Origin of the sequence: Pseudomonas putida (assembly GCF_003228315.1) — a bacterium.
Lineage (GTDB): Bacteria > Pseudomonadota > Gammaproteobacteria > Pseudomonadales > Pseudomonadaceae > Aquipseudomonas > Aquipseudomonas putida_S.
In genome coordinates, this window is sequence record NZ_CP029693.1 from 770,529 (window position 1) to 795,479 (window position 24,951).

Annotated in this window: 20 protein-coding genes and 1 pseudogene; 9 read left to right on the forward strand and 12 right to left on the reverse strand. The window is 54.0% G+C overall.

What is annotated here, in order from left to right:
• Nucleotides 1-157: 157 nt before the first annotated feature.
• From DKY63_RS03460 to DKY63_RS03475, 4 genes are all read right to left on the reverse strand, one after another.
• Nucleotides 158-979, reverse strand: a complete 822-nt coding sequence (locus DKY63_RS03460) for an SDR family oxidoreductase (RefSeq protein ID WP_110962837.1) — start codon at nucleotides 977-979, stop codon at nucleotides 158-160.
• Nucleotides 980-1,125: 146 nt separating this feature from the next.
• On the reverse strand, nucleotides 1,126-2,325 hold the full coding sequence (locus DKY63_RS03465) for an MFS transporter (RefSeq protein WP_110962838.1): 1,200 nt from the start codon (nucleotides 2,323-2,325) through the stop codon (nucleotides 1,126-1,128).
• Between the two features lie 86 nt (nucleotides 2,326-2,411).
• On the reverse strand, nucleotides 2,412-3,434 hold the full coding sequence (locus DKY63_RS03470; protein WP_110962839.1) for an alpha/beta hydrolase: 1,023 nt from the start codon (nucleotides 3,432-3,434) through the stop codon (nucleotides 2,412-2,414).
• Between the two features lie 53 nt (nucleotides 3,435-3,487).
• A complete protein-coding gene (locus DKY63_RS03475; RefSeq protein ID WP_110962840.1) occupies nucleotides 3,488-4,537 on the reverse strand; it encodes an NAD(P)-dependent alcohol dehydrogenase in 1,050 nt (349 codons plus the stop codon).
• Between the two features lie 165 nt (nucleotides 4,538-4,702).
• On the opposite strand from DKY63_RS03475, the gene DKY63_RS03480 reads away from it, so the two are divergent.
• The 3 genes from DKY63_RS03480 (at nucleotide 4,703) to DKY63_RS03490 (ending at nucleotide 7,649) form a co-directional block, all read left to right on the forward strand.
• Nucleotides 4,703-5,620 carry an AraC family transcriptional regulator gene (locus DKY63_RS03480; RefSeq protein WP_110962841.1) on the forward strand — a complete coding sequence of 306 codons (918 nt, stop codon included), beginning with the start codon at nucleotides 4,703-4,705 and terminating at the stop codon, nucleotides 5,618-5,620.
• A 31-nt stretch (nucleotides 5,621-5,651) separates the two neighbouring features.
• On the forward strand, nucleotides 5,652-6,554 hold the full coding sequence (locus DKY63_RS03485; protein WP_110962842.1) for a LysR family transcriptional regulator: 903 nt from the start codon (nucleotides 5,652-5,654) through the stop codon (nucleotides 6,552-6,554).
• A gap of 105 nt (nucleotides 6,555-6,659) precedes the next feature.
• Entirely contained in the window at nucleotides 6,660-7,649 is a 990-nt protein-coding gene (locus DKY63_RS03490) for a zinc-dependent alcohol dehydrogenase family protein (RefSeq protein ID WP_110962843.1), read from the forward strand.
• A 118-nt stretch (nucleotides 7,650-7,767) separates the two neighbouring features.
• On the opposite strand, the gene DKY63_RS03495 is transcribed toward DKY63_RS03490, so the two are convergent.
• Both DKY63_RS03495 and DKY63_RS03500 read right to left on the reverse strand, forming a co-directional pair.
• Entirely contained in the window at nucleotides 7,768-7,977 is a 210-nt protein-coding gene (locus DKY63_RS03495) for a hypothetical protein (protein ID WP_075948110.1), read from the reverse strand.
• Between the two features lie 63 nt (nucleotides 7,978-8,040).
• The gene (locus DKY63_RS03500) at nucleotides 8,041-8,736 is read right to left on the reverse strand and encodes a hypothetical protein (RefSeq protein WP_110962844.1); all 696 of its coding nucleotides are present in this window, start codon (nucleotides 8,734-8,736) and stop codon (nucleotides 8,041-8,043) included.
• 848 nt (nucleotides 8,737-9,584) lie between these two features.
• On the opposite strand from DKY63_RS03500, the gene DKY63_RS32550 reads away from it, so the two are divergent.
• A complete protein-coding gene (locus DKY63_RS32550; protein ID WP_110962846.1) occupies nucleotides 9,585-9,779 on the forward strand; it encodes a hypothetical protein in 195 nt (64 codons plus the stop codon).
• Nucleotides 9,780-9,836: 57 nt separating this feature from the next.
• On the opposite strand, the gene DKY63_RS03515 is transcribed toward DKY63_RS32550, so the two are convergent.
• A complete protein-coding gene (locus DKY63_RS03515) occupies nucleotides 9,837-10,064 on the reverse strand; it encodes a hypothetical protein (RefSeq protein ID WP_110962847.1) in 228 nt (75 codons plus the stop codon).
• Between the two features lie 332 nt (nucleotides 10,065-10,396).
• Here DKY63_RS03515 and DKY63_RS03520 point away from each other — a divergent pair, with 332 nt between their 5' ends.
• From DKY63_RS03520 to DKY63_RS03540, 5 genes and pseudogenes are all read left to right on the forward strand, one after another.
• Nucleotides 10,397-11,767, forward strand: a complete 1,371-nt coding sequence (locus DKY63_RS03520) for a purine-cytosine permease family protein (protein ID WP_110967829.1) — start codon at nucleotides 10,397-10,399, stop codon at nucleotides 11,765-11,767.
• 563 nt (nucleotides 11,768-12,330) lie between these two features.
• Nucleotides 12,331-12,771 (forward strand): CBS domain-containing protein, encoded by a 441-nt coding sequence (locus DKY63_RS03530; RefSeq protein ID WP_110962849.1) that lies wholly within the window; start codon nucleotides 12,331-12,333, stop codon nucleotides 12,769-12,771.
• A gap of 94 nt (nucleotides 12,772-12,865) precedes the next feature.
• Nucleotides 12,866-13,393: pseudogene (locus tag DKY63_RS33010) on the forward strand (MCP four helix bundle domain-containing protein); the annotation flags it as partial.
• A gap of 387 nt (nucleotides 13,394-13,780) precedes the next feature.
• The gene (locus tag DKY63_RS33015) at nucleotides 13,781-14,485 is read left to right on the forward strand and encodes a methyl-accepting chemotaxis protein (RefSeq protein WP_430523174.1); all 705 of its coding nucleotides are present in this window, start codon (nucleotides 13,781-13,783) and stop codon (nucleotides 14,483-14,485) included.
• A 530-nt stretch (nucleotides 14,486-15,015) separates the two neighbouring features.
• Nucleotides 15,016-17,643 carry an AAA family ATPase gene (locus tag DKY63_RS03540; RefSeq protein WP_110962851.1) on the forward strand — a complete coding sequence of 876 codons (2,628 nt, stop codon included), beginning with the start codon at nucleotides 15,016-15,018 and terminating at the stop codon, nucleotides 17,641-17,643.
• Between the two features lie 175 nt (nucleotides 17,644-17,818).
• Here DKY63_RS03540 and DKY63_RS03545 read toward each other — a convergent pair whose 3' ends face one another.
• The 5 genes from DKY63_RS03545 to DKY63_RS03565 all read right to left on the reverse strand — a co-directional run bounded on the left by DKY63_RS03545 (nucleotide 17,819) and on the right by DKY63_RS03565 (nucleotide 24,737).
• On the reverse strand, nucleotides 17,819-18,166 hold the full coding sequence (locus DKY63_RS03545; protein WP_110962852.1) for a DUF7693 family protein: 348 nt from the start codon (nucleotides 18,164-18,166) through the stop codon (nucleotides 17,819-17,821).
• Between the two features lie 106 nt (nucleotides 18,167-18,272).
• The gene (locus DKY63_RS03550) at nucleotides 18,273-19,118 is read right to left on the reverse strand and encodes a DUF7281 domain-containing protein (protein ID WP_110962853.1); all 846 of its coding nucleotides are present in this window, start codon (nucleotides 19,116-19,118) and stop codon (nucleotides 18,273-18,275) included.
• The gene (locus DKY63_RS03555; protein WP_110962854.1) at nucleotides 19,106-20,344 is read right to left on the reverse strand and encodes a hypothetical protein; all 1,239 of its coding nucleotides are present in this window, start codon (nucleotides 20,342-20,344) and stop codon (nucleotides 19,106-19,108) included. Before DKY63_RS03555 ends, DKY63_RS03550 begins: the two co-directional genes overlap by 13 nt.
• On the reverse strand, nucleotides 20,341-20,958 hold the full coding sequence (locus tag DKY63_RS03560) for a condensin complex protein MksE (RefSeq protein WP_110962855.1): 618 nt from the start codon (nucleotides 20,956-20,958) through the stop codon (nucleotides 20,341-20,343). The genes DKY63_RS03555 and DKY63_RS03560 overlap by 4 nt, the downstream gene beginning before the upstream one ends.
• Nucleotides 20,955-24,737 carry an ATP-binding protein gene (locus tag DKY63_RS03565; protein WP_110962856.1) on the reverse strand — a complete coding sequence of 1,261 codons (3,783 nt, stop codon included), beginning with the start codon at nucleotides 24,735-24,737 and terminating at the stop codon, nucleotides 20,955-20,957. The genes DKY63_RS03560 and DKY63_RS03565 overlap by 4 nt, the downstream gene beginning before the upstream one ends.
• Between the last annotated feature and the right edge of the window lie 214 nt (nucleotides 24,738-24,951).

Consider the following 24,951-nt stretch of genomic DNA (forward strand, 5'->3'; position numbering starts at 1 on the left):
ACACCTGCTCGACTGAGACCCTTTTTTCAGGCGTTTGTCTCTTCCATCCGTTATCTAACACCCACCCACAGCCCCCGCGTACGCTCTACGGGGCAATTGGCGAGCCGGCGCGCCAGATGGAAATAAACCGCCCCCCCTCTGACGGGGGCCACACGTGTTACTTATCATCACCATACCAGTATTGGGCCGTCACACCGCCGTCCATAAGGAAGTCACTGCCGGTGATGAACGTCCCTTCAGGCCCCATGAGCAGGGCAGCTACAGCCCCCACTTCATCGGGCGTACCTCCGCGCTTGGCTGCACAGGACTCGATCATGCGGCGATACCCATCGCCGCGCGGGCCATTGAGTTCATCTCTTGCCAATGGCGTGAAAATGATGCCCGGACTGATCGTGTTGACGCGAGCGCCGCGTTTCCCCCAGCGCACTGCTTCGGCGGCCACTCGCAGCGAATTGCCACGTTTGGAAATCTGGTAGGCATTCAGTGGATCTGTTATTTGCTCTGGTTGAAGCATTGGTAGAGTTAGGAGCTCTTCAGCAGGGGTCAATGCCAAGGCCTTGTTCTGCTCAGCTGTCAGTGCCGGCAATCGATGGCCTGACTGCGAGGCGATGACGATTGCTGAACCGCCTTTTGCAATCACTTCACCGAACAGTTCCAGCACGAGGGCTGTGCCATACAGATCAACTAAGAGAATGGTGGCAGGTGCAGCTTGGGAGGGGGATACGCCTGCCGCGTGGATGACGCCGGTTATGTCCCCGACGCTTGTAGCCTTGGCTACGAGTGCCTGGACTGAGTCCCTAGACGAGATATCGACAACGGTCGAGGTAACCTCAAAACCCGCATCGTTCAAAACCTTTGCTGCTGTGTCGGCTGTTTCTTGCCGCAGATCTGCGAGCAAAACATGCTTGCCTGCGCTGACACGACGAGCGATGGCTTGCCCAATCGAGCCCGCACCAATTACAACAGTTACATTTGTCATCGTTATTATCCTAGAAGAATAGGACTTCACTCTAAGGTAGGGTTGGTATCAGGCACTCATTTAGCACACGCTGATCGTCACGTCGTAACACCGAGCGTATGTTCGACCGAAACCACAGGACATCCTTGGCATGCCTAGTGTTTGTTTCAAGCGATATTCGCCACCGCAAGAGGCTCTCGCGATGCTGTGCGTGCAGCGAGGAAGGCAAGGATGGCCGCCACGCCCAGCAGGGTGGCGCTCAACTCGAAGGTTGCTCGATAGCCGCTCAAGTCAAAGACCAGCCCGCCAACGGTTGCGCCAGACGCGATTGCTAGTTGGATGATCGCTACCATTAAGCCACCTCCTGCTTCAGCAGCGTCTGGCAACGTTCTCGCCAGCCATGTCCACCATCCTACGGGCGCAGCGGTCGCAACCAGTCCCCATAGGCCAAGCAAGACGGTCGTCGTGGCCGCCGAGCTACCGAATGAAACAAGCGCCAATGCAATCACCGCCATCAAGATCGGGATAACGATGAGGGTTCGATGCAGGCCATTTTTCAAGAATGCCTCAATCAGGAAGGTTCCAGCGAGGCCCGCCAGACCCAGCACGAGCAACATCAGCGACAGCATGGAAACACTGACGTGAGTGACCGTTTCAAGGAAGGGGCGCAAATAGGTAAATAGCATGAACTGGCCCATGAAAAAGACGCTGACCGCTACCATGCCTAACGCGACCGGTAGGCTTCTCATCAACCTGAAGACGTTTCCGGTGCCTGAGCCGCTGTGCGATTTCATCGCTGGAAGGCTTAACAACAGCCAGACACCGGCGACTATCGCGACTGGGATGACGCACAAGAATGCACCGCGCCAGCCAATCAAGGCACCGAGAAAACTGCCTAATGGCGCTGCAATCACCGTCGCCAAAGCGTTGCCGCCGTTGACGATTGCCATGGCCCGTGTGACCTGATCTTCAGGTACCAGGCGCATGGCTGTCGCCGCCGATAATGACCAGAATCCACCGATTGCCACTCCGATCAGTGCTCGTCCGACCATGAAGACCCAGTAGTTCGGCGCGAACGCGACCACTGTTCCGGATAGAATCATCATCAGTGTCAGTGAAAGAAGTAGCGGTTTACGGTCAACCCGTGCCGCCACCAGCGGGATAAAAAGGCTGGTGAACAAGGCAAACAGTCCCGAAACGGAGATCCCCTGGCCCGCTTGTCCCTCGGTGATATGCAAATCGGCAGCAATCGGTGTCAGCAGGCTGACAGGCATGAATTCCGACGCCACGAGCACGAAGGCAGCGAGCGACATGGCGAATACGGCACCCCATGATTTATGGGGCATTGGGAGGAAGTGATCAGTCATTGCTTGAATCCTGTATTGCGCGAAGCGTCGTAGCCCCGAGGGTGAGGCTACGAGAGAACCGAAGCCCGGTCAGGGCAACGACCGGGCTACTTCAGGTTGCTTTTGAAGAACGTGGTCAACTTGGCGAATGGAATGAGGCTGACCCGGTCGTAAAGATCCACGTGTCCGGCATCAGGAATAATGAGCAGCTCTTTAGGCTCGGAAGCCCGCTGGTAGGCATCCTCACTGAACTCGCGTGAGTGGGCCTGGGCACCAGCAATAAACAGCAATGGTCGCGGGGAGATAGTCTCGATGTCATTGAACGGATAGAAGTTCATGAACTTCACGTTACTGGTCAGCGTCGGCATGGTAGTTGTCTGTGGCGTTGCGCCTGCCGGAGTGACCTCACCTCGTGGGGTGCGATAGAAGTCGAAGAACTCGTCGCCTACTTCGTTGCCGGTCAGTTTGAGCGGCGTGCCGCCGGTGTAGCGGATTTCGCCACCCTGGAATTCCGCATAACGTTGCTCGGAGGCTTCGCGAATGATCTGCTGACGTTGTTCGAGAGTCACGGCGTGTTTGAGTCCGTTACGGTTGGCCGCACCCATGTCATACATACTGACGGTGGCGATTGCCTTCAGGCGTGGATCGATCTTGGCCGCGCTGATGGCGAAGCTGCCACTGCCGCAGATGCCGATGACGCCAATACGCTCACGGTCGACTATGGGCAGAGTGCCGAGAAAATCTACGGCGGCGCTGAAGTCTTCTGCGTAGATATCTGGCGAGACTGCCTGGCGAGGTGTGCCTTCGCTCTCACCCCAGAAGGACAAGTCCAGCGACAGTGTGACAAAGCCCTGCTCGGCCATTTTGGTGGCGTACAGGTTTGCGCTCTGCTCTTTCACCGCCCCCATGGGGTGGCCGACGATAATGGCGGCATTTTTCGCTTTGGGGTTGTGGCCCTTCAGGGTGAACAGGTTGCCCGCCACCTTCATACCGTATTGATTTTTGAAGGTGACCTTTTCAACGGTCACTTTCTCACTTTTGTAGAAGTTGTCCGCGCCGTTCGACATATTGGCTCCCATTGAGGAAAAAGAGGTAACGAGCAGCCCCAGGGCTAGCAAAATTCCTTTCACTGGATATTCCTTTCGAATGCTTGGTTGTTCGCTGGAGTTTTTGACTCAGGCGTTTAGTCAGCCAACGTGGCGTTGTCGATCACGAAGCGGTACTTGACGTCGCCCTTGAGCATTCGCTCATAGGACTCGTTTATCTGATCGGCTCGAACCAGTTCGATGTCGGCGACGATGCCGTGCTCGGCACAGAAATCCAGCATCTCCTGGGTCTCGGGAATACCGCCGATCATCGAGCCGGCAATCGTTCGGCGCTTCATGATCAGGTTGAATACGTTCGGCGACGGATGTGGTGATGCGGGCGCACCGACGAGAGTCAGCGCGCCATCGCGCTTGAGCAGTACCAGGAAGGCATCGAGATCGTGCGGGGCTGCGACGGTGTTGAGAATGAAGTCAAAGCTCTTGGCATGCGCGGCCATTTCTTCAGCATTGTGCGACACGACAACCTCGTCGGCACCCAATTGCTTCGCCGCCTCGCGCTTGGACTCCGAGGTAGTGAACGCAACGACGTGGGCGCCCATCGCGCGGGCCAGTTTGATGCCCATGTGGCCCAGACCACCAATGCCGACCACGCCGATTTTCTTGCCTGGCCCGGCGTTCCAGCGACGGAGTGGGGAGTAGGTGGTGATGCCCGCACACAACAGCGGCGCAACGGCAGCCAATTGGTCTTCGGGATGGCGGATGCGCAGTACGTAACGCTCATGCACCACGATGTTTTGCGAGTAGCCGCCGAGCGTCCAGCCGGGCGCGTCCGAAGTCGGGAAGTTGTAGGTGCCGATCATGTCGTCGCAGTAATTTTCCAGACCCGTGGCACAGTCGTCACAGTGTTTGCAACTGTCGACGATGCAACCGACCCCGACCAGATCACCGACAGTGAAGTCCGAAACATGCGCACCCACCGCTGATACGTGGCCAACAATTTCATGCCCAGGTACGCAGGGAAATTGCGTACCTGCCCACTCGGCACGCACCTGATGCAGATCCGAATGGCAGATACCACAAAAGGCGATATCAATCTGAACGTCATGGGCAGCAGGTGCACGGCGGCTGATCTTCAATGGCTCAAGCGGTTTGTCGCCCGCGTGAGCACCATAGGCTTTTACAAGCATGTGAAAGTCCTGAATGGCAGTGTCGGATGATCATTTTCCGGTTCTGCCCAGAGACTCTGTAGAGCAATCCGCTTGATTACTTGCCTGATCCTATGAGTCTTGGCTTTTTTGCAGGACGGTCGCCAACTGGCGAGTTAGAGTTCAGCGAAGAGGTAGAAGACGAACATGACGATCAAACGCGAAACCGCCGCTGCACACACATCGCCCCAAGAAGCGCTCGCGCATACCATTGGTGCTCGGATCTCAAAGCCTGGTGACTGCGCTACTTCGATTGCTGGCCTGGGCTTTTATCGGCGTGAGCATCCTTCTCCCCCCGTCGTTTGTATGGTTGAGCCGAGCATCATTCTTGTCGCTCAGGGCGAGAAGCAGCTATGGGTAGGCGGCGAAGGTTATCCGTATGACACGTCGCGATTCCTGGTCACGTCATTGGACTTGCCAGCCAATTCAGAGGTGCTTGCGGCAAGCCCGGAAAAGCCGTGCCTGGGGCTGACATTGAAACTCGATCTGCGCATGTTGGCCGAGCTGATAGCGCAAAGTGACCTGCCACCAATCCGAGATCGATCAGTTGCGAAAGGGGTAGGAATTGGTTCAGTGACCCTGGCAATGCTCGCCTCATTCGAGCGCCTGTTGGCACTGCTCGATGAACCAGAGTCCATCCCTGTTCTCGCACCCTTGATCCAACGAGAGATTCACTACCGCCTGTTGCAGAGTGATCAGGCGGGCAGACTACGACAAATCACATCCGTCGATGGACAGGGTTACCGGATCGCCAAAGCCATCGATTGGCTGAAGTTGAATTACACCTTGGCGCTTCGCGTTGATGAACTGGCGGCGCGAGTGCAGATGAGCACACCAACCTTTCACCACCACTTTCGTCAACTCACCGCAATGAGTCCCTTGCAGTACCAGAAATGGTTGCGATTGAATGAGGCGAGGCGATTGATGCTCAATGAACATCAGGACGTATCCAGTGCGGCTTTCAAGGTCGGCTATGAAAGTCCATCGCAATTCAGCCGCGAATACAGCCGGTTGTTTGGCGTGCCTCCCAAGCGAGATATCGCGGTGCTGCGAGGGCAGGGGTAAGCTGTGATGACCCTTCGTCAGGTGCGTTTTAATGAACATCGTTCACTCGATGCAGGTTTTCGTCAGCGTCATGGAAACCGGCAGTTTTACCAAGGCGGCGCAGGCCTTACACCTTCACCGGCCTGCTGTTTCCAAAACGATTCAGCTTTTGGAGTTGCAACTGGGAGGGCGATTGCTTAATCGAACAACTCGCCAGGTAAGCTTCACCCCTGAGGGTGAAGTGTTCTACAAACGGTGCAAAGCCATCTTGGCCGAGGTCGATGAGACCATGGCGTCATTCGGTAATCGTCCAGCACGTCTCACTGGAAAGCTGCGTGTAGATATGCCTGTCGCCTTGGGGACGCTACTTATCATCCCGTCCCTGATGGAGTTTCAAAGCGAATATCCAGGTATCGAATTGACCCTTGGAGCGAGTGACAAGCCTATCGACATGATCGCAGAGGGAGTGGATTGTGTAGTGCGGTTAGGGGCCCTCGAAGACTCGAGCATGGTCGCTACCGGCATAGGTTTTCTACCGATGGTGACATGTGCTGCGCCGGCCTACCTTGAGCGCTTTGGAGAGCCCCGCACATTAGCTGACCTGGACACTCATCGAGCAGTCAATTATTTCTCCGGTACCAATCCACGGCCAATCGAATGGATCTTCGTTGTGGACGGGCAGGTGCAGACTATGCGCCTTAATTCGGGAATCAACGTGAATGATAGCGAAGCGTTCGTTGCGTCGGCGCTAGCCGGGTTTGGACTGCTTCAAGGGCTGGAGTTAACAGTGCGAGAGCATCTGAAAGACGGTTCGCTTGTTCGAGTACTGGACGGTTACCCGGTACCTTCCAAGCGGACTTCCATTCTCTACCCCCACCGAGACCTATTGCCGCCAAAGGTCGAGGCCTTTGTGCAATGGCTGAAGGCTTTGATGGGCACACATAACCTGATCTAGACCGGATTGTTATTTTTGGGATAACAGTCTGTGTCTTTGGGCGGTCTTCTGGGCGGTGCAGTAAGGGATTACCTTTGACGCTTTCCAGATACCGGGAGTTTACCCATGTCAAAAGTCGTCCGTTTCCACCGTATAGGTGGCCCAGAAGTGCTGCAGATCGATGAAGTCGATGTACGTGAACCCGACGCCGGAGAGGTTCGAATCAAGGTGAAAGCTTTGGGGCTGAACCGCGCCGAGGCGATGTACCGTTCGGGCCAATACGGGTTCGTTCCTGAAATGCCTGCCATCTTGGGTTATGAAGCAGCTGGCACCATCGAAAGCATCGGTGAAGGTGTGACAGAGTACGATGTTGGCGATGAGGTCAACGTCATCCCTGCGTTTTCCTTTGCTGATTACGGAATGTATGGCGAACTGGTCATCGCGCCACTACACGCCGTTGTAAAGCAGCCTGCTGGTATGACAGCAGTGGAGGGAGCAGCAATCTGGATGCAGTTTGTTACTGCATACGGCGCCCTTATCGACATTGGAAAACTCCAGAAAGGCGAAACTGTACTGATTCGCGCAGCCTCCAGTAGCGTCGGTTTAGCGGCCATTCAAATCGCAAATTTGGTGGGTGCGATGCCTGTTGCACTCACCCGCACAAGTGAGAAGCGACAAGCTCTTCTGGATGCCGGGGCTACCCACGTGATCGCAACTGGAGAGCAGGATCTGGTCAATGAGATCAACCGCATTACTGACGGAAAGGGCGCTCGTATGGCGTTCGACCCGGTCGGAGGCGCTGAGGTTGCAAACATTCTTCGCTCGCTGTCTACCCGGGGTATTTTCTTCCAGTACGGCGCTCTCGAAACCGGTGATATGAGCATTCCGGTATGGGAAGTACTCGGCAAGAGCCTGACTATTCGCGGATATCAGTTATTTGAGGTCACCCAAGAGCCTGAGCGTCTGAGTCGGGCCAAAGCCTTCATCACCAAGGGGCTTGAGGCTGGTGCGTTGCATCCGCTGATCGCCAGAACGTTCCCGCTCGATCAGATCGTTGAGGCACATCGATACATGGAATCCAACACCCAAATCGGCAAAATCGTTATCGAAGTTTGACGCAACAATCGGTAAAAAACGGGGATGTTCACCTCTCGTTGTCCTGAAGCGTTGGCGATTACCTAGTCGCTCCTTCGGGCCAACGAGGCCCGGCTAACCAACCTAACTCGAGACCTACTCACTCTGGCGTCATGAGTACCGCTAACGTCATGTTGATAAACTCTTCGTTCTTGCTGATCGTGTCCAAAGCACCACGAACGTTGCCAGCGACTTCCGCTGATCCGCGCTGCTCGACCCACAATGTCAGCTCCATAATGGCAGCCTCAAGTGCGAGCTGGTTTTGGTTGATCTTGAAGAGTAGGGAAGGGAGCAGGTCTGCGTTCGACATCATGATACATCCGTGAAAGAGGTAAGCGTAGCAGGGGAAAGACGGAAGATAGGAATGCTTGAATTAAAGTGCCTGCAATGCCAATGGAGTTGCGCACTGCGTAAGACTATCGATCAGAAGCACCTCGAAAAATGGTGTTGCGACTACTGCACGCTCGACTTCAGAAACGAGCAATTGCCAATCGCTTGGCACGTACAAGCTATTCAGGTGGCACTGAACAACCAACGAAGTGTTTTCTGGATATGAAATTGCCATTTTTTTTCTGATGGAAGAACTGACAATTGGAGCAAACCCGAGCACATGCTCTGAATTGGTGAAAACCACTGGTTCCGACGTTAGAGACGTTCCTCTTTTTGCATTGATCCCCTCTGGGGCAAACGCAGTTTTTCCTTGGTTCAACAACTCCCACGTACAGTATTCGTTTGGATGCATTGCGCTAGTGATCTCGAGAAAAGCTTTTTGCTCGTAGTATCCTTGAGTGACATAGTCTCCGGACTGGACTAACTCAGCATCGTAGGACTGACGTCCGTTGACCCAGCGAACGGAAATGTAGCGTCCTGGCCTGTAGTAGGTCTGGACATAGCGGCAGATTGGTAAGATCTCATCTAGAAGACGTTTCTCATCCTTGCCCGTCCTGAATCGTAGGCGCTCAATGGCACCAGGTTCTGCTCTCAGTACCTCGAACAATGCATAGGCTTTAGCACAAAAGTCTAAGCCATCAAGGAGCTGACCATCCAACTCACCAATCAAATCTCCCACGGGTCAATGCCTCCTTAGTAAGGTCTACTGCACCGGCTCAGTAGGTTCTGCGCGGTTCAGCATCACGCCCTCCCAACTGTTTCGGATATTCAGCATTCAAAGTCGAGCAAACAGCGTCTGCCTCCGTCCTAACCTTGAATACCCCATGCTTGCTGGCTGAGCCTCCCTCTACAAGATCAACGACCCTGTATCGCTTGCTTCCATCGTCCAGTGTGGTGGTTTCAATCACCCTGAATCTAGCTTGCATGGTCGCTTTCCTAGCATGAGATTGGTGTCCTACAAGTACCGGCAGAAGAAGACGATTTCAAGAACGGGACGGGCTCTAGCTGAAACAATTTATGACAGGGCTCAGTGTTTCTCTGCGTGAGGACAGAGACTTCGCAGGAGGTGGGAGGGTAGGTTGTGTTCAAACCATTCTGTGTGTGGCATCGCCTACCCATAGTTAAGCTGCGGGGTGACGTAAATGGAGAGGTCGCTTCTTCGGGCCAAGGGGCCCGGCTCGCTGATCGAACACATTTATCCAAAGTCGTAGTGAAATATCAAAACGACACTGGTAGTGTCCTGGCCACGTTCGTCAAACCATTAAGGGATGGAGGCGAAAATAGAAGCCCTGGAGCCGCGAACCTCCGGGGCTTTGTTTTTTCTACTCAGCAACCAATTAGGCGATCCACATATTTCTACACAGCGGGCTGACGTGACTGGCTCCGACAGCGTAGTTTCCCTAACCTTTTGGTAGGATCGAGCAACCTGTTGCAATGACCTTGCTCGGCGAAGACGCAACCTAGTGAGGAGTTTTGCGGGAGAAGGGGGGTGTCCAGTAAACTGAGGATACTTTTTGGGGGCTTGCGATGAACCTTACCGACGCAACGATTGTGCTGCTCTTAGCCGCACGCATACATGGCACAGACGAAGCTGTCAGGGCCTCCGCAAAAAGCGTGGTTAAAAAACTGCCACGAGGTAAGCGCGATCTCATTTACAAGGTAATTGACGCACAAAGCCCACTCGCGCTCGTGGGTTTCTTGGCCGAGCACCTGGATGACTGACAGTTCATCGATTTAGCTACTGTTCTGAGTCGCAGCTATCAAGATCCCCCTTGAAAGCTATGCCATAGCGGCTCGCAAAATTCTCCCGTCTTTAACTTCGTCTGCATATCCATTTAAACGGTCTGCCTCTTCGTGCAGCCTCTCGATCTTATGCATGACTGCAAGCAGCTCGGCATCACCGTATTGCTTCGCCATTCTGAACATGTCTTGGGCTGCGTCTTCGAGTGCTAGCGCAGCGCTTTTCAAATCACGGCGCAAAACCTGATTTGTTTTCGTAAGCCCCATGAGGAGGCGCCTCTTTTGAGTTTTCGATTGATAGATGTTTTACCGGTCACCCGCTGCGGCATGCCCCCCCTACAGTAAATCGCTAGTCATTACCTGGCTTTTGTAGGCGCTGGCGCGAATGGGCGACCTTCTGATGGTGCACGCCTATTTGGATAACGTGTTGGCACGTCTGCCCACCTAGCGGGACTGGGAAGTCAAGCCGCTGCCACCCAGTAAACCTCTTGCCGACAGTACGGCATGTGATGGCGCTACCAGCTATGAAGCGTTCGTAGTTGGGCCAGTATGCTATCGACGCCCCTCTGATAATCAAGAAAATGAATCGGGAGGCGGTTGTGAAGCTGGAAAAGCGCAGTATCGAGTTTGTCCCACACACTGAACGTTACGGTACCCCACGGCGGTTGTTTACCATTTGGTTCAGCTCCAATTTTCAGGTGACAGCGTTGATGGTCGGTACGCTGGGTATCGCCTCAGGATTAAGCTTCGGATGGACGTTGCTGGGCCTACTGATTGGCAATCTGGTCGGCACCGTATTCATGGCTGCGCATTCCGCCCAAGGCCCTCACCTGGGCGTTCCTCAAATGATCCAGAGCCGAGCGCAGTTCGGTGTGTATGGGGCTGCGGTGCCGCTCCTGGTCATGGTCACGGCGGCGGTGCTATTTCTCGCCGCCAGCGGCGTCTTGATGCGTGATGCCTTAAAGGCGCTGGTGCCCATAAGCGACGACATGGCCATTGCGGTGGTCGGTGTTCTGACCTTCATTATTGGTTTTATAGGCTATGAGCTGATCCACCGTCTGGGGGCGTGGATGAGCCTGCTATCGACCCTAGTGTTTGCAGCCGCCTTGGCCTTAATCCTGCTACACCCGAGTGATGCAGCATCAATAACGGTTTCAGGTACGGGTTTCACGCTGGCGGCCTTTAATCTGGTCATCGCGCAGGCCGCCTCCTGGACATTGGGGTACGGGCCATACGTAGCGGACTACTCGCGTTACCTCCCTGCAAGCGTAAGCACCCGCGCTACGTTCTGGGCAACCTATTGCGGCTGCGCACTAGGCTCTTTTGCCATGATGGCATTAGGCGCTTTACTGGCGGTGGCTATACCTGCCGCGCTCAATCACGACCCTGCAACCGCTATTGCCACGTTGTTTGGCCCTTGGGCCCCGTTGACACTGGGCGTGATCGCTCTTGGCGTCATCCAGTACAACGTGCTTTGCCTGTATAGCGCCTACATGTCTTCGGTCACGATATTCGGAGCCTTTGGAGGGCTCAAATACGTCACGGCTTCAGCAAAAGCCTCGGTGATGGCCGTATTGACCGTAGTCGCTACCCTGATCGCCATAGCCACCCAGTACCGCTTTGACACGTTCTTTGCGGACATCCTGATTGGTCAGCTGTATTTGCTGATTCCCTGGAGCGCGATCAATCTGGTGGATTATTACTGGGTGTGCCGAGGCCATTATGAAGTAGGTGACCTGTACGAAGCTAAGGGTCGCTACGGACGTTTCAACCGGAGAACCCTGGCGGTTTATGCCGTTTCGATCATCGGCACCATTCCCTTCATGAAGCTTTCGTTCTACACCGGCTTCGTAGCGAACTGGCTGGGCGCGGACATCAGCTGGGCGATGGGGTTGGTGTTGGCCGGGACTCTTTACTGCATGGTGAATAGCCGTCCGGTTGTTAAAACCTCACACATGTACGGTCAATAATCTCTTGAGTAGGGCTTGGTCAGGCGACGGCTCCTAAAGCATGCTGACCATGACCATGCTGAAGGGAGAGATTTGTCCGGATGAGACTATCCAATCAACCAAGGCATGCACTGTTGTAAAGCTCTATGCATAACAACGTGCACCAGTCGGAAGCGACGCGATTGGCTTACGCCTCCATTAGCCCAAACCTCATTGATTTACTGACCTTGGTAATTCGCTTTCTCAGCATGTCTGCTCACACCACTGAAACTCGACTGAAGTGCAGTCACCGTGAACCATCTACAGCGTGGGAGCTTGGACTTCCGAAGAGATGAAGTGTCTATGCTGCCGGCTGGCACAAAGGCTGCAATATTTACTCAGGGTTACCTGCCACGTTTTCTTCTGGACACCTCCTCGGTCAACGATGATCGATGTGCCGAACAGTCCCTGAACAACGTGGGTGCCTGAGACGTGGAGCTCTGGCTTTAACACTGCAAAAGAACAGGCAAAGGCGCCTGGAACCCATATGGTTTCAGGCGTTTTTTTTTGCATTTTTTTATCCGCAATTAGCATCGGAGCCGTTCATGAAAACAGCCGCACAATTGCTGAAACTGAAGATCTTGCAAAACCAGCAGGTACATAGCATCGCGCCGGATCAGATGGTGTATGAGGCGCTGAAAATGATGGCTGAAAAAAACGTAGGTGCACTCCCCGTGATTGAGGGTGGGCAGGTGGTGGGGGTTATCAGCGAGCGCGATTACGCACGCAAAGTCGTTCTCCAAGGGCGATCCTCTGTCGGTACGCCGGTCAGGGCCATCATGAGCGCTCCCGTCGTGACGGCAGAAAGTCAGCAGAGCATTGAGCGTTGCATGGAGGTCATGACCGACAGACATCTGCGCCATTTACCAGTGGTGGATGGCGATCAACTTATTGGTCTCCTGTCGATCGGTGATCTGGTGAAAGAGGCCATCGTCGAGCAGGCCGACCTGATACGACAGTTGGAACACTATATTCGCGGGCACTGAGTGACCGAGCATGCTGCGCATATAGGGTTCATGGGTCTTGTCGTTATGAAATGTGGATGCCCATTGGGCAGGAATAAATCAGGGAGCATTTGATATGGCCAAGTTAACCACGGCTCGACGTATTGCTATCGGGTTTGCAATTGCGCCGGTGGTACTGATTTGCCTGACTTTTTATGCGTTGCACGATCTGGCAACTCTGAAAGACCAGGCAATGGTGATCGTCAAACAGGACTGGCCGAAAATTGATCCGATCATGGTTATTGCCACAGGCGTGCGGGACAACGCCAGGAACACTAGAGATTTGCTTATCGACAAGGAGAACCAGCAAGCGCAGGAGGCGATTGATGCCACTAAAAAGCGAATCAGCCAAGCACTCGTAACGCTTGAACTATTGCTCGACACAGCGGATGGCAAGGTCGGCTATGCTGCCCTGAAACAGAACCGCGAGGCATACGTCTCTGCGTTCACCCAAGTGCAGGTGATGATCAAGCAAGGTGCTTTTGATGCCGCGATGACGCAGTTGAAACAGCACGTCGTCCCCGCCGAACAGCAGGTTTATAAAAGCCTGGATTCCGTGATGCTGCTGCAGGGGCAGATCTTTGCCGATCGCGAAAAGTCGGCACAGGCGCTATACAACGATGCGCGACTGAACATGTTGGGATTGCTTATGTTCTGCCTGGTCTCAGTAATCGTCGCAGCAGTCATCGTGACGCGTAGTGTCACTCGACCTTTGGGTGGGGAGCCAATTGATGCAGCGCGGGTCTTGAGTCAAATCGCGCAGGGTGATCTGACGATTCAGGTGCCATTGAATGCAAGTGCTGACGATAGCGTAATGATGAACATGCACCAGATGCAGCAAAGCTTGAACGCGATGGTGAAACACATCGCGGCGTCGGTCGAACGGGTGGCCAGTTCGTCCGAGGAGCTGAGCGCGGTCAGTAGCCAGACCAGCAGCAGCTTGCAGATGCAAGGTCTGGAGATTGAGCAGGCTGCGGAGGCGGTCAATCAGATGACGGCGGCCGTCGACGAGGTCGCACGCAATGCAGTCAGCACAAGCGAGGCGTCCCGGGTGTCCGAGCAAACCGCGCAACGCGGCCGTGAGCAAGTTCAAGAGACAGTGTCCTCGATAGGGGCGCTGGCAGAGGGCATGACGGATACCTCGGAGCGCATCCAGCAATTGGCCACGGGCGTGCAAGAAATCAGCTCGGTGCTTGATGTGATTCGCAGCATCGCAGAGCAAACCAATTTGTTGGCTCTCAACGCGGCGATTGAAGCAGCACGTGCCGGCGATGCCGGTCGGGGTTTTGCGGTGGTCGCTGACGAGGTGCGGGCGCTGGCTCATCGTACTCAGGTATCGACCCAAGAAATCGAACAGATGATTGGTAGTATTCGGCTTGATACCGAGCATGCAGTTAGCGCCATGCACAGCAGCAGTCACCTGGTGAAGTCGACCCTGGAAGTCGCGCAACGCTCCGGCGATGCACTGGAAGAAATTGCCCATTCGATCTCGCAGATCAATGAGCGCAACCTACTGATCGCCAGTGCCACGGAGGAGCAGGCCCTGGTTGCGCGAGAGGTCGATCGCAACCTGGTGGGGATTCGTAATGTGTCAGACCAAGTCTTGGTGGGTGGCCAGCAAACCCAAGCAGCAAGTTCGGAGCTGGCGCAGATGGCAGGAGCACTGCACGAGACGGTAGCGCGTTTTAGGGTCTAAATAGGCTAATCCTCGAATGGCAAATGCCTCCTGAACTGCGTGAGCTCAATGATTTACTTAGGACTGGAGCCACTTGCTGAGAGGGTAAACGGCGTCCCGTCAGCTTAAGTGCAAGTGAAAAGGGTAGTTTCAACCTCACGCAATTGCTCTGGCATGTTTCACCACCAACGCTCGTCAAGTCGCAATGGATAACCGAGTCATGGGCCACCAGGCTTTGAAACCATTCCTCATCTCGATAGCTGCCGTACAACTTTGCATCGATTCGTAGGTAGGTGAGGGCGGAACGGTTTCTATACCTGTCTCGGTTCAAGGCGTTGCGACACAACACGAATGCAAACCGGGCACGGCGGCAGAAGCTGTCGAGCTGCATAGTGAGACAGCCTTGCTCGCGGACGATTAGCCCACAGTGTGTGCGCTGATGACGGATGTGATGGGTGAGCTCGGATATCACTTAATTTTTCCGACTACGCTCCACTGTCAGCTACCCAATGAAGGGGGCATGAGGCGGGTTGGGTTCATAAGGAGCGTGTATGTCGAGTCTAAGAGCAGAGTATCAGCGGTTCCTGGGGCACCTCGCTAACCAGCAAGTGCATGACGATGTGCGCCGAATGGCCAATCTGGTTATGAGTCAGCTGTCGCAACTTGCAGAGGTCGGTGCCAATAGGCGGGCACGATCTGTCAGGTTAGCGCCGCTTGCAGTCCAACATCTACTTGGTATCGATCCCCAATCGCAGGATGCTGCACAGGACGCTCCTAGTGGCCGTCAACAGTTGCGTCTTCAGCGCTTAGAGGTAGGCCCATTCCGGGGGTTTATGGAAGCTGAAGTCTTCGACTTGAGCCACGACATTACTTTGGTTTATGGGCCAAATGGCACAGGAAAAAGCAGTTTCTTCGAGGCGCTTGAGACAGCAATGCTTGGCTCTATCAGTGAAGCTGAAGCGAAGCGCTTCGACCATCGAGCCTACTGCAATAACGCTCGTTTAGGTCGACATGTGGCTCCTCGGCTTTTTGCGTCGGTGAATGACGAAGAGACTGGCCCATTAAGGACTAGCGACGAAGAGTACCGTTTTTGTTTCGTGGAGAAGAACCGCCTAGATGACTTCGATCGAATTGCCGCCAGGACTCCAGGAGACCAGCGTCAACTGATTGCTACGTTGTTTGGCGTCGATCAGTTCAGTGAGTTCGTTCGTGGCTTCAACCCTAACCTTGATGAGAATTTGAACATCGCGGGCTTCAAGGCCTTGCAACTTGACGCGAGACGCAACCAAGTCGCCGCTTCCCAGCAAACAATCGACAACCATGAACAACGCCTCGCAGCTGTAACTCAAGAGGAAGAAGGGCTTGCAGCACGAATACATGCTGGTAATACCTATCAGGCATGCAGCGACTGGATTCTTGGAACGACGGGTACACAGGGCCGACTGGCGTATTTAAGAAGTGCCCTAGAGTCACCGATCCCCGTGATCCATGGATGCACGGCCGGAGGTCTGGATGAAAAGTTGAGTCAAGTCGACCGGCATGTTGAAGCTAGCCAATCAGCCCAGCAATCACTTGCTGCTCGAGCTGCTGACGTCTCGTACTCGAATCTCTATGACGCCTTGCTGCAGCTGTCGCAAGGAGCAACAGAATGTCCTGCGTGTGGCACTACTCTGGATCGTGTTAACCAGAATCCCTTCGAGCGTGCGCGGGAGGGGCTCGCGGAACTCGCTGAGCTCAAGACTCTACAACAACGGGCTGAAAATGCCGCCAGTGAGCTGGATGAGGCGTTCCGCTCACTGCTCGCTGAGATGCAACGGGTGTGTGCTGCAGCGGCACAGGTGTGCAACGCCGAGCTTCAAGCGTCCCTGCTCCCAGAGCTCCCACAAATCGGCAGCGGCCAGTGGCTTCAAGTCTGGATTGATAACGAACGAAGGGCCTGGTGTGCCTTGCTACGCTTAGCCAACCTGGTTGAGCAAGCAGATGGCAACACCCGCCAGATCGTCGAGCAAAGAGAGGCGCTATCACAAGAGCGTGAGCGACTTGATAGTTTCAGAATTGAAATTGAGCGCTGCCGCTTGCTGCGATCCCAGGCCCTCACTGATGTGGAGCAAGCGAGGGCAACCATCGCCCAGTTTGAAGAAGACAACCAACAGCTAATCGCTGAGGTCGGCCGGGAAGCGCAGGTGGTGGAGCACCATAGACGAATTAAGGCGGCCTATGACGCTTACCTCCCACAGCTACAGGCATATCTTGCTGCTCTTCCTGGCCAATTGCTGCAGGGATTAGGGGAGAGCGCACGTGATCTCTACAACTCATTCAACCGGGAGGATCCTCCAGCGGCGCAGATTCATGCTCTTTGGCTTCCATTAGCCGAGAACGGAAAAATTGAGATCGAATTCGTATGCCAGCCAGGCCAACGTTTCGATGCGCTGATGATACTGAGCGAGGGGCACATTCGGTGCCTCGGCTTAGCTATTCTTCTTGCCAAGAATCTGGCGGAAAGTTGCCCTGTCGTGATTTTCGACGATGTAGTTAACGCGATTGATGATGAGCACCGTGATGGTATTTGGCGAACCTTTTTCGAACGTGGTTTGCTCGACGATAAGCAGGTGATATTGACCTCGCATGCAGAGGAATTTTTGCATCGGATTCAGCAAGAGCTGGGGGCGCAGCGGTCAGCACAAATTCGCCGCTACAGATTCCTCCCTCATCAAGGTGAACACCACCTTCGGATTGATACAGATCCCCCCACCAAAAACTACGTCTCACTGGCCCAGGCCTCAGTGCAGGCAGAGGAGAAGCGAGATGCTTTACGCCATTCACGTGCGGCGATTGAGAGCCTGACTGATCGTGCCTGGACGTGGCTAGGGAAACGGTACGATGGAAAGCTGGAGTTGAAACTTTCTGGCCCGAGAGCCAATTGGGAGTTGAATAACAAGTGCATCAAACTTCGAGCTGCTCTGGGCCGCATCCCTGATCATGCGCCAGGGTTACAGTCAATCTTGTCAGGGCTGGATGCGCTGCTCCAGAGAAGCGGGACATCTATTGAGTGGCATTACCTGAACGGCGGCACACATGACTCACAGCGAGACCACGAATTCGATCGCGCGGCAGTGCGTGCCATCGTGGATGCAGCTTCTGCTATGGATAACGGGTTAGAAGCCTTGCGAAACGGCTAGGCTTCACTGGAAATCAGTCCCTGAAAGGGCACCGAAATGGGGTGCCCTTTTTATTGAATGGCGCCAAGCCTTAGGCAAAAAAATTTGCTAATGGCCATTGTTTCATTGGTTACGGAAAATGGAGTAGTCAAGGAAGGTTTACTCACGATGCATTTTTCTGGGCATTTAAACAGCATCAGCAGCTTGCTGATGGGTTTGAGATATCGTGCTCAACTGCGGAGAGCTTGGCCTCCAATTGCTCAAGCTCATGTGGTATCAGAAGTGCCACGGGATCAGCGTCTTGGTTGAGCGGTGATTGGAAGTCATAGTTACGGCCGTTCGGACTGAAACAGCTGTCACAATGGCTGATCTTTTCACGCCACCTCGATACGGTGATCAGCCAACCTTCGATGTCGATAGTCATCACGCCGGAATGCGGCGTGTCGAAAACTTTAGCGCCGATTTGACGCAGTGGACGAGTACCTGATGCAGCCTCGCGAAGCACTTGGTACACCTCACGAGCGGTGAGAACTTTTTGGTTCACCTAATAACCTTCCTTCGTGACACCGGAGGGAGCCGCTTCCTGATGGGGGCTACCGATAGCAGTGGCTAGAGTGCCCTTGGTGGATAGATTAAACGACGAGGTTTGCTCAAGCCAGCTCTAGGCCGATCAGCTTTTCCTGTGGCAATGCCTTACCCGCCTTACGGACGATCCGGTAGACCCGAACCAGCTCTGGGTCGGTCAAGCTTTCGAGGAATGCCAGCTTCCCCGCAACCTGTTTCTGGTACCGTCGCTCGGTGTTGATCTCGCCCATGAGTATCGTCAGGCATTTATCTGATGGAGCAAGGTACCGAGAAAAACCGGGTAGGGTGGCAGCGATACATAGACCCTCTGGGTCATAGTCGGTGAAGGCAATCACAGGCAACTTCAGGTCTGCGAGCAACGCTTGGCTACTGTCGGTCTTGTAGCTGCCTGGTGCACCTCGAAACACCACTAACGGATTCCCAGGCAGTTGCTCGAGCAGAGGTGTTTCGTGGGTGAGTTCAAAATTTTCCCAGTTCTCGATTAGCAAAACGCTGTCATGGCCGGAGTGTTCAGCCACCCAATGGCGATCGAGATCTAGGCAGGCGCCTGGAGGAAGTTGGAGCGGGGTCAGGCCAACGAGTAAAGGTCGGCCTGGTAAGGACTTCACCGCAACGCGCTTTCCGCGAAGACGTTTGTTGGCGTATTTCTCATCCCCGCCCTTCTTAAGAGCGCCATGTCGTGACTCATTATCCCAGGCATCGAGCGATTGGTTCGGATCGACCTTGGCCTCATTCGCAAGGTATGTCGCGATTTTTTCCTTGTCGCTCTGGCTGAACCTCCAAAGAGATCCGACCCGGCGCCCAACACCATAATCCTCGCAGAAGTCTTCGAGTAGTTTGCTGTGTCGGAAGTCCTGTTCGTCCGACTGATAGACAGACATAAGCTTTTTGGTGAGTGCTAGCGTTGGCATAGCAAGACATCCTCAATGATCACGTTGCCGCTCAGGATATCGTCTTCGCTCTTGGCGACAGGCTGTATTGCGACGCGTCTGATGATTTTCGCGTTGGCGTTGATTTGTTTCTCGACGAGTGTGAGGAAGCACATCATGCATGACTCTTGATCTAAGATCTTGGTCTCCTCAGCTTGAAAGAAGTAGCCTGCAGCCGAGATCTTGATAGAGGACTTGGCTGCCTCGTTGAGCAGGCGCTGACTAACCACCACAAGTGGCGATCCTTTTATGAGTGCCGCTTTCGGTGTAGCTTCATCGACCAGTGTGCCTGGCTTTCGTGTCTTGGCGGGTACCGCGACTGCCTTCTCAATGCTCTTTGCGACTTCGACCAAAGCGTCCCGAATATCTTGATTCCCGAGGTCAGGTACCAGCTGAATTTTCAGGGGCTCATGGTGATACGCCCACTCCGGGATTTCAGGGTACTCATCAGGAGAGCGCACCTCATATTCGGGATGCTTCTGCAGATAGAGCTGCAGAGCACGAATGCGCCGCGCGCGAGGGGCGACCGTCCTGATTTTATAGAGGTAGGTCTTGAGCACCTGAATGATGTCGACAGCCCTGGAGCGCCATTCGGAAAGCTTATCCAGGATATGGCTATGGTAGAGAGCTTCGAGTATCTCTCGTTCTGGGGGGGTTAGTTCCTCTAGGATCGCTTCACCATCGAACATGCTCATCGCTTTGAGGATGCGTTCAAGTTGATTCAGGTAGTGTTGGGTCTGCTTTTCCTTTTCCTTGTAGGTACTGACATTGCCGAAGTTGTTTTCAGCGGCAGTACGGACAAGGAGGAGGAAGTCATTCATGGCCTCCGCCATTTCGTATAAGGTCGCGTCGATGTCACCTTGAATCAGCAGCGAATCATCGAAGCGATTCTGCAAACAGGCGTCCGAGTAATCGTCCATAAGCTTGACGAGGCGTGCCATCTGCTCACCAAAATCCGCCGAGACGTCGTAGTTTCTCGTGCGATGCGTAGCCTCGTTGAGCAGGCGATTCAGGGTAGGGGATAGTCGATAGGTGTTCTCAACAGCGGCGTTGATACGCACGGCCCTAATCTGCTGAAGTTTCGTCAGCGCTCGAGCATTCTCATTGTCTCGAGTGACATAGCCGGCGGAATACATCTGGGCGATCAAGTTACGGTTTTTATGAAGAAGCTCTAGGTGCTTCACCACCGACTCTTGGAGCGCGCTCATGAGTCAGCTCTCTTTTCGTACTCGCTATCCTCTTCAGAAATTTCGTCATGCAGCATCAGGTACTCAATGGCCTCCATGAGCCACTCTATGCGACCCGTGAACATATATATCTCTGACTCTGGATTGACGAGAAGCAGATACCCTTCGTTCTGAAAGCGCTTAACGATTTTGTTCAGGCGCTCACGATCTGAGCCGTCTTTTGTGTTGATGTCGATGGTTGTTTGGCGTAGCTGAAGATACAAGCTCGGATTTTCCGAGATTCTGGCCATCATCTGGTTGAGATTAAGAACCTGGCCAGCAGCGACTGAGTCATCATCTCCAGTGATGCGCATCACCAGTTCAAGGAAAGACACCATGGGGCGTAGGGTATTTTTGACCTCAGTGAAGCGTTTCTTCGCATCTCTTTTTCCCTCGACGTCGATGTCCGCGTGGGCGGCGAAGAACGCGCCGCCATCCCGGGTCGTCGTTAGCCTTAGGTCGATCCGCCTTAGGTATTTATCGAGATCATCATGATGTGTTGAGTTAGCCAAAAACTGATGGCCTTCATAATCTGTGATCTGGCAGATGAACCCACCTCCCATGAGCGCGGTCGCCACACGTGCAAAGATGCTCATTCTCCATCCTCCCAGGCGAGCTCGAGCTCGCTGTCATCGCCTGCTTCCTCTTCAACGGAGAGTTCGCATTGCACCAAGCGTCGTTCAGCATCCAATTTGTATTTGTGCTCAAACAGCATCAGCGTCTCAGCATCAGGATCGGGGAATGCGGTGCAGAGGGTGATTCTGTTTTGCCCGAGGTAGTTGCAAAGCGACACGATGTTTTCAGCATCAATGGCCTTGAGTTCGTCCACACACCATGTCAGTTGGACAGGGGCGTTGCCGCGAACCTTTCCGATGAAGCCGAGAAATAGGATGATGAGTACCAGGTAACTCAGCCCATTCGAAGAGATGTTTTCAAGTTCAGTGCGATTGCGGAATTGGCGGTAGTTACCCTGTTCGCGCACGGAGCCCCGGATGCTGACCAGCGATTTGAACTGAGCATTGATGCCGCGGTTGCCGTCCCAGATGGCGAGGAGGGTGTTGAGATGGGCAACGGCATCTGCACTGGGCAGACTGTCCTCTTGCGTCCATTCCTCGCGGTCATTGGTTATTTTGGTGATCACAGACCAGTAGTCGAGCTCCTCAACACCCGAATAGATCGAGATTTTCAGCTCTGAGAGGTTGTCGAACACGGTCGAGCTGTGTTCAAGGTGCTCCTGCAAAGACGCATTGAAGCTGGAGAGCTTTTTATTGAATGTCTGCAGCACACGGTGAAGGCCTTGGATTTCGCCGAAGATGGTCTTGGCATCTGCAACCAACAAACGCCGGCTCTTATCATGCTCAGTGGCGAACCAGTCTTCGACGACTCGTAGCGTCATACGAGCATCCACCTCTTCACCGGTTTCTGTGCGGATGTTGTAGAGGCGATCCTGGAAGTAGGTCGACGGGGCAGCATGTGGCACTTCGAGGAACGCAGTGCGCATCTTGAGGGTGAGCTTCCGCAGGTGCCCTTCGGACTCAGTGATCTGTTGCTGAAACGTGATCATGGCCGCCCGCAGGGAATTGGCTTCCCATGCGGTGTCATAGGCTTCGTGGCGACTGGTTGATACGTAGGATTTCAGCCGGTCTTCAAGGCAGCTGGCAACAACCACTAACTGACCTTCAATGCTTACGATTGCCGAACGACACTCCTTAATGGAGGCGACTACCTGCTCGCGTTTTCGAATCCAAGCATCAGTAGCCTCTTGAAGACGGATGGTGTCTTGGTCGAAGTCTGTCTGCCTTTGCTCTTTCTTAGCCTGGAGCACGGAGATCTGTGGAAGCACCTGCTTTTTCCAGATCTGCCATTCGGACAAGAGCTCACTCCACGATTTGATATCCTCAAGCGTCTTCAACAGCTCCTCGCGCTTGTTTTCGAGCATGGTAATGACGTTGACATCTGCTCCTTCGCCAGCGAGCTCTCTCTTCTGTTGCTCCAGGAAGAATTCGATGCTGGATTCGCACGCACGTTTATGAGCCTCAATGCTGGATTGAATATCCCTTATCTCTGAATTGAGCTGGATACTAACCGCCGACGTATCTTTTTCACGCTGCTGGACTAGAGACTGTTTCTTACTGGCAATGCGTCCGATAAATTCTGTGTGAGCCTGTTCGGCATGCCTGACGCGGCGCTCGCATTCGACCATTTGCGCTTGCGCAAGCTGGCGAGCTTCGTCGAGCATTTTACGCTGTTGAGCGTCCAGCTCATCGACCTCTCTCTCTAGGGCCTGTGTAGCTGAGTTGGCTTTCATCAAGGCGGAGCGTGCCAGTGTCAGTTCGTCTGCAGCGATTTTGATCGACTTTCGAAGCTCGATCTGTTGCTCAATAGCTCGCTCAAGTTGGACTTGAAACGCGTCCAAAGCCTGGTTCGCTTCATCAAGCTTTTCATGGAGCCTCGACTCATCCGCCTCGTCTGTGGCCTCGACGAACTCCAGCTCAAGCGCAATCCCGTAGAGGCTTGCAGACACAGCTGTCAACTGTGGGTGGAGATCAGTACGGTGGAGGAGACCAGGGTTAATGACTTTGGCTATGTCTTCTGACCAATCTGGACGGTTGGCTCTTAGGAAAGCGAGGAGGCTATCCTGGTCAGGCGTGTGAGCTCGTATGATCTCTTCAATCAGGTCTTTTTGTTGAGCGATGGATTGCTTGATTGCTCCGATCGTCACATCGTACTTGGACGATTTAGCCTGGAGATCGTCGACAAGCCGCTGCCTATTAGCGACTGATGCGTGTGAGGTACCAATCGCCTTGTTCGCATCCCTAAGGTCGAGATTTTTCTTGTCAATCCCGGCTTGAATCAAAGGGTCAACCGGTGGGTTGGCTGCGCGCTCCTGAGCACGTGCCAGCTCTCCATGGCGTTGCTGTACCTCACCGACTAGACGATGGAGCTCATCGGAAGAAGAGTCGTCCAGTACCTTCAGCGCATCCGCGTGGACGCCCTCGATTTTCGCTTGAGCTTCGCGAGCCTCATCCCGGAGGACGTTGATTTTATCGAGGGCCACAGCGCGGAAATCATTGTGTAGCCGGTTCTCTTCATTGATCTGCTTGTCGAACTTGGCCTTGATCCCCCTAGCTGCGCCGAGGGCCAGATCCAGTTTCGTGTCAACGCTTCTGAGCTCATCGTTAAAAACTGCCGCTTGAGCCGCACGTGCACGCTTCTCATCAACGCCCTTGCTTTCGTAGTCCTGCCGGGCGGCTTCAATATCCTTGAGGTTACGGTCGCAAGCGTCGATATCGAACCGTGCGCTTTGAATGGCCTTGGTTAGTCCCAAGGCGTTCTCTTCATGAGCCGCTGTCTCTTCGTCGAGGTACGTTTGCTTGAGGGATTGCTCACTTTCACGCTGAGCTTTTGTGAAAAAGAGATGGTCTTGCAGGAAGATAAACTTTTCCTTCACCTCTCGGATGGCATCTTCGGCGGCTTCAAGATCAGAACGGTGTGCCTTCGCGACGTCGACCAGTGGCGTGATATTCATGATATTTTGGTAGGCGTTGTAGTCTCGAGGCCAGTTTTCTACACGCTTGCGTTCTGTTTGAATTCCCGCGGACGGCTTACCTTCGAAAACCCAATCGGCCACCACTTGTTGAAGGTCATCAAAATTGGCCTTGCGAGAAAACATTCCCTTGGTGAGCTTTTCTAGATGCCGCAGTGGTCGGTTGTACGTGGTGAACGCATAAACATCAGCCATCCCGAACAGGTAGCGCCTATGCGTCGGATCAACATGCGGCGGCTGCCACCCCTGGATGATCGCTCTGTAGTCGGTGTACGTGTCTACTAGCTTCTCTGCATGTGGGATCTTCAGGTAGACCAGGCGCTGCCGAAACTCCTTATTGAGTACGAACTGACCGTCATCGGTGACAAACATGTCACGTCGGAAATGGCTGTTCACAAATCGAAATCGGATCTTATCGGCAGTGGAGTTGCTGAGCACGACTACAAGCCGTCGGGTGCCATCCGGGCGTTCGTACTCATAAACGAGGTAAGAGGTTTGGTTCGGCAAGTAATAGTCGATGAACGAGTCCTTGCCTTGCGACACCACATCGCGTGGTTCAACGCCTGCGAACAGTAGCGCTAGCGAGAGCAGGGAGGTTTTGCCTCGACCGTTACGCCCGGTCAGCGCCATGCCTCCGTCAATGCCCATCGTTTGAACTCGCCCGCGGGATAGCGAATCGATGAGATGGATATTCATCAGTCGAAACAGGCCTTGTGGCGCGTTCTGGGGCGCTGCAATCACATCCTCCGCCAGCTGTGGAGGCTCCTTAGCCACGGCCTCCTCAGGTGCAAGAAGGTCGAGACTGGGGTTTTGTGAATCGGTACTCATAACTACTCCTTTAGCAAACAAGGTGCCGCCCGGACGCTATCCCAAAAAATAATTTCTCAGCCCTCTTGAAACCAAAAAAAGAAAACGGAGTTCTTATATTTGAAAACAAAAGAAAGCTGAAAGTGCGGAGTACTCAACCGATCTTAGCAGCAACAGATTTAGGCCTGTCGACTCGATGAATTTCTGCTGCTTTTGTCTCGGCTCTGATTTTTGC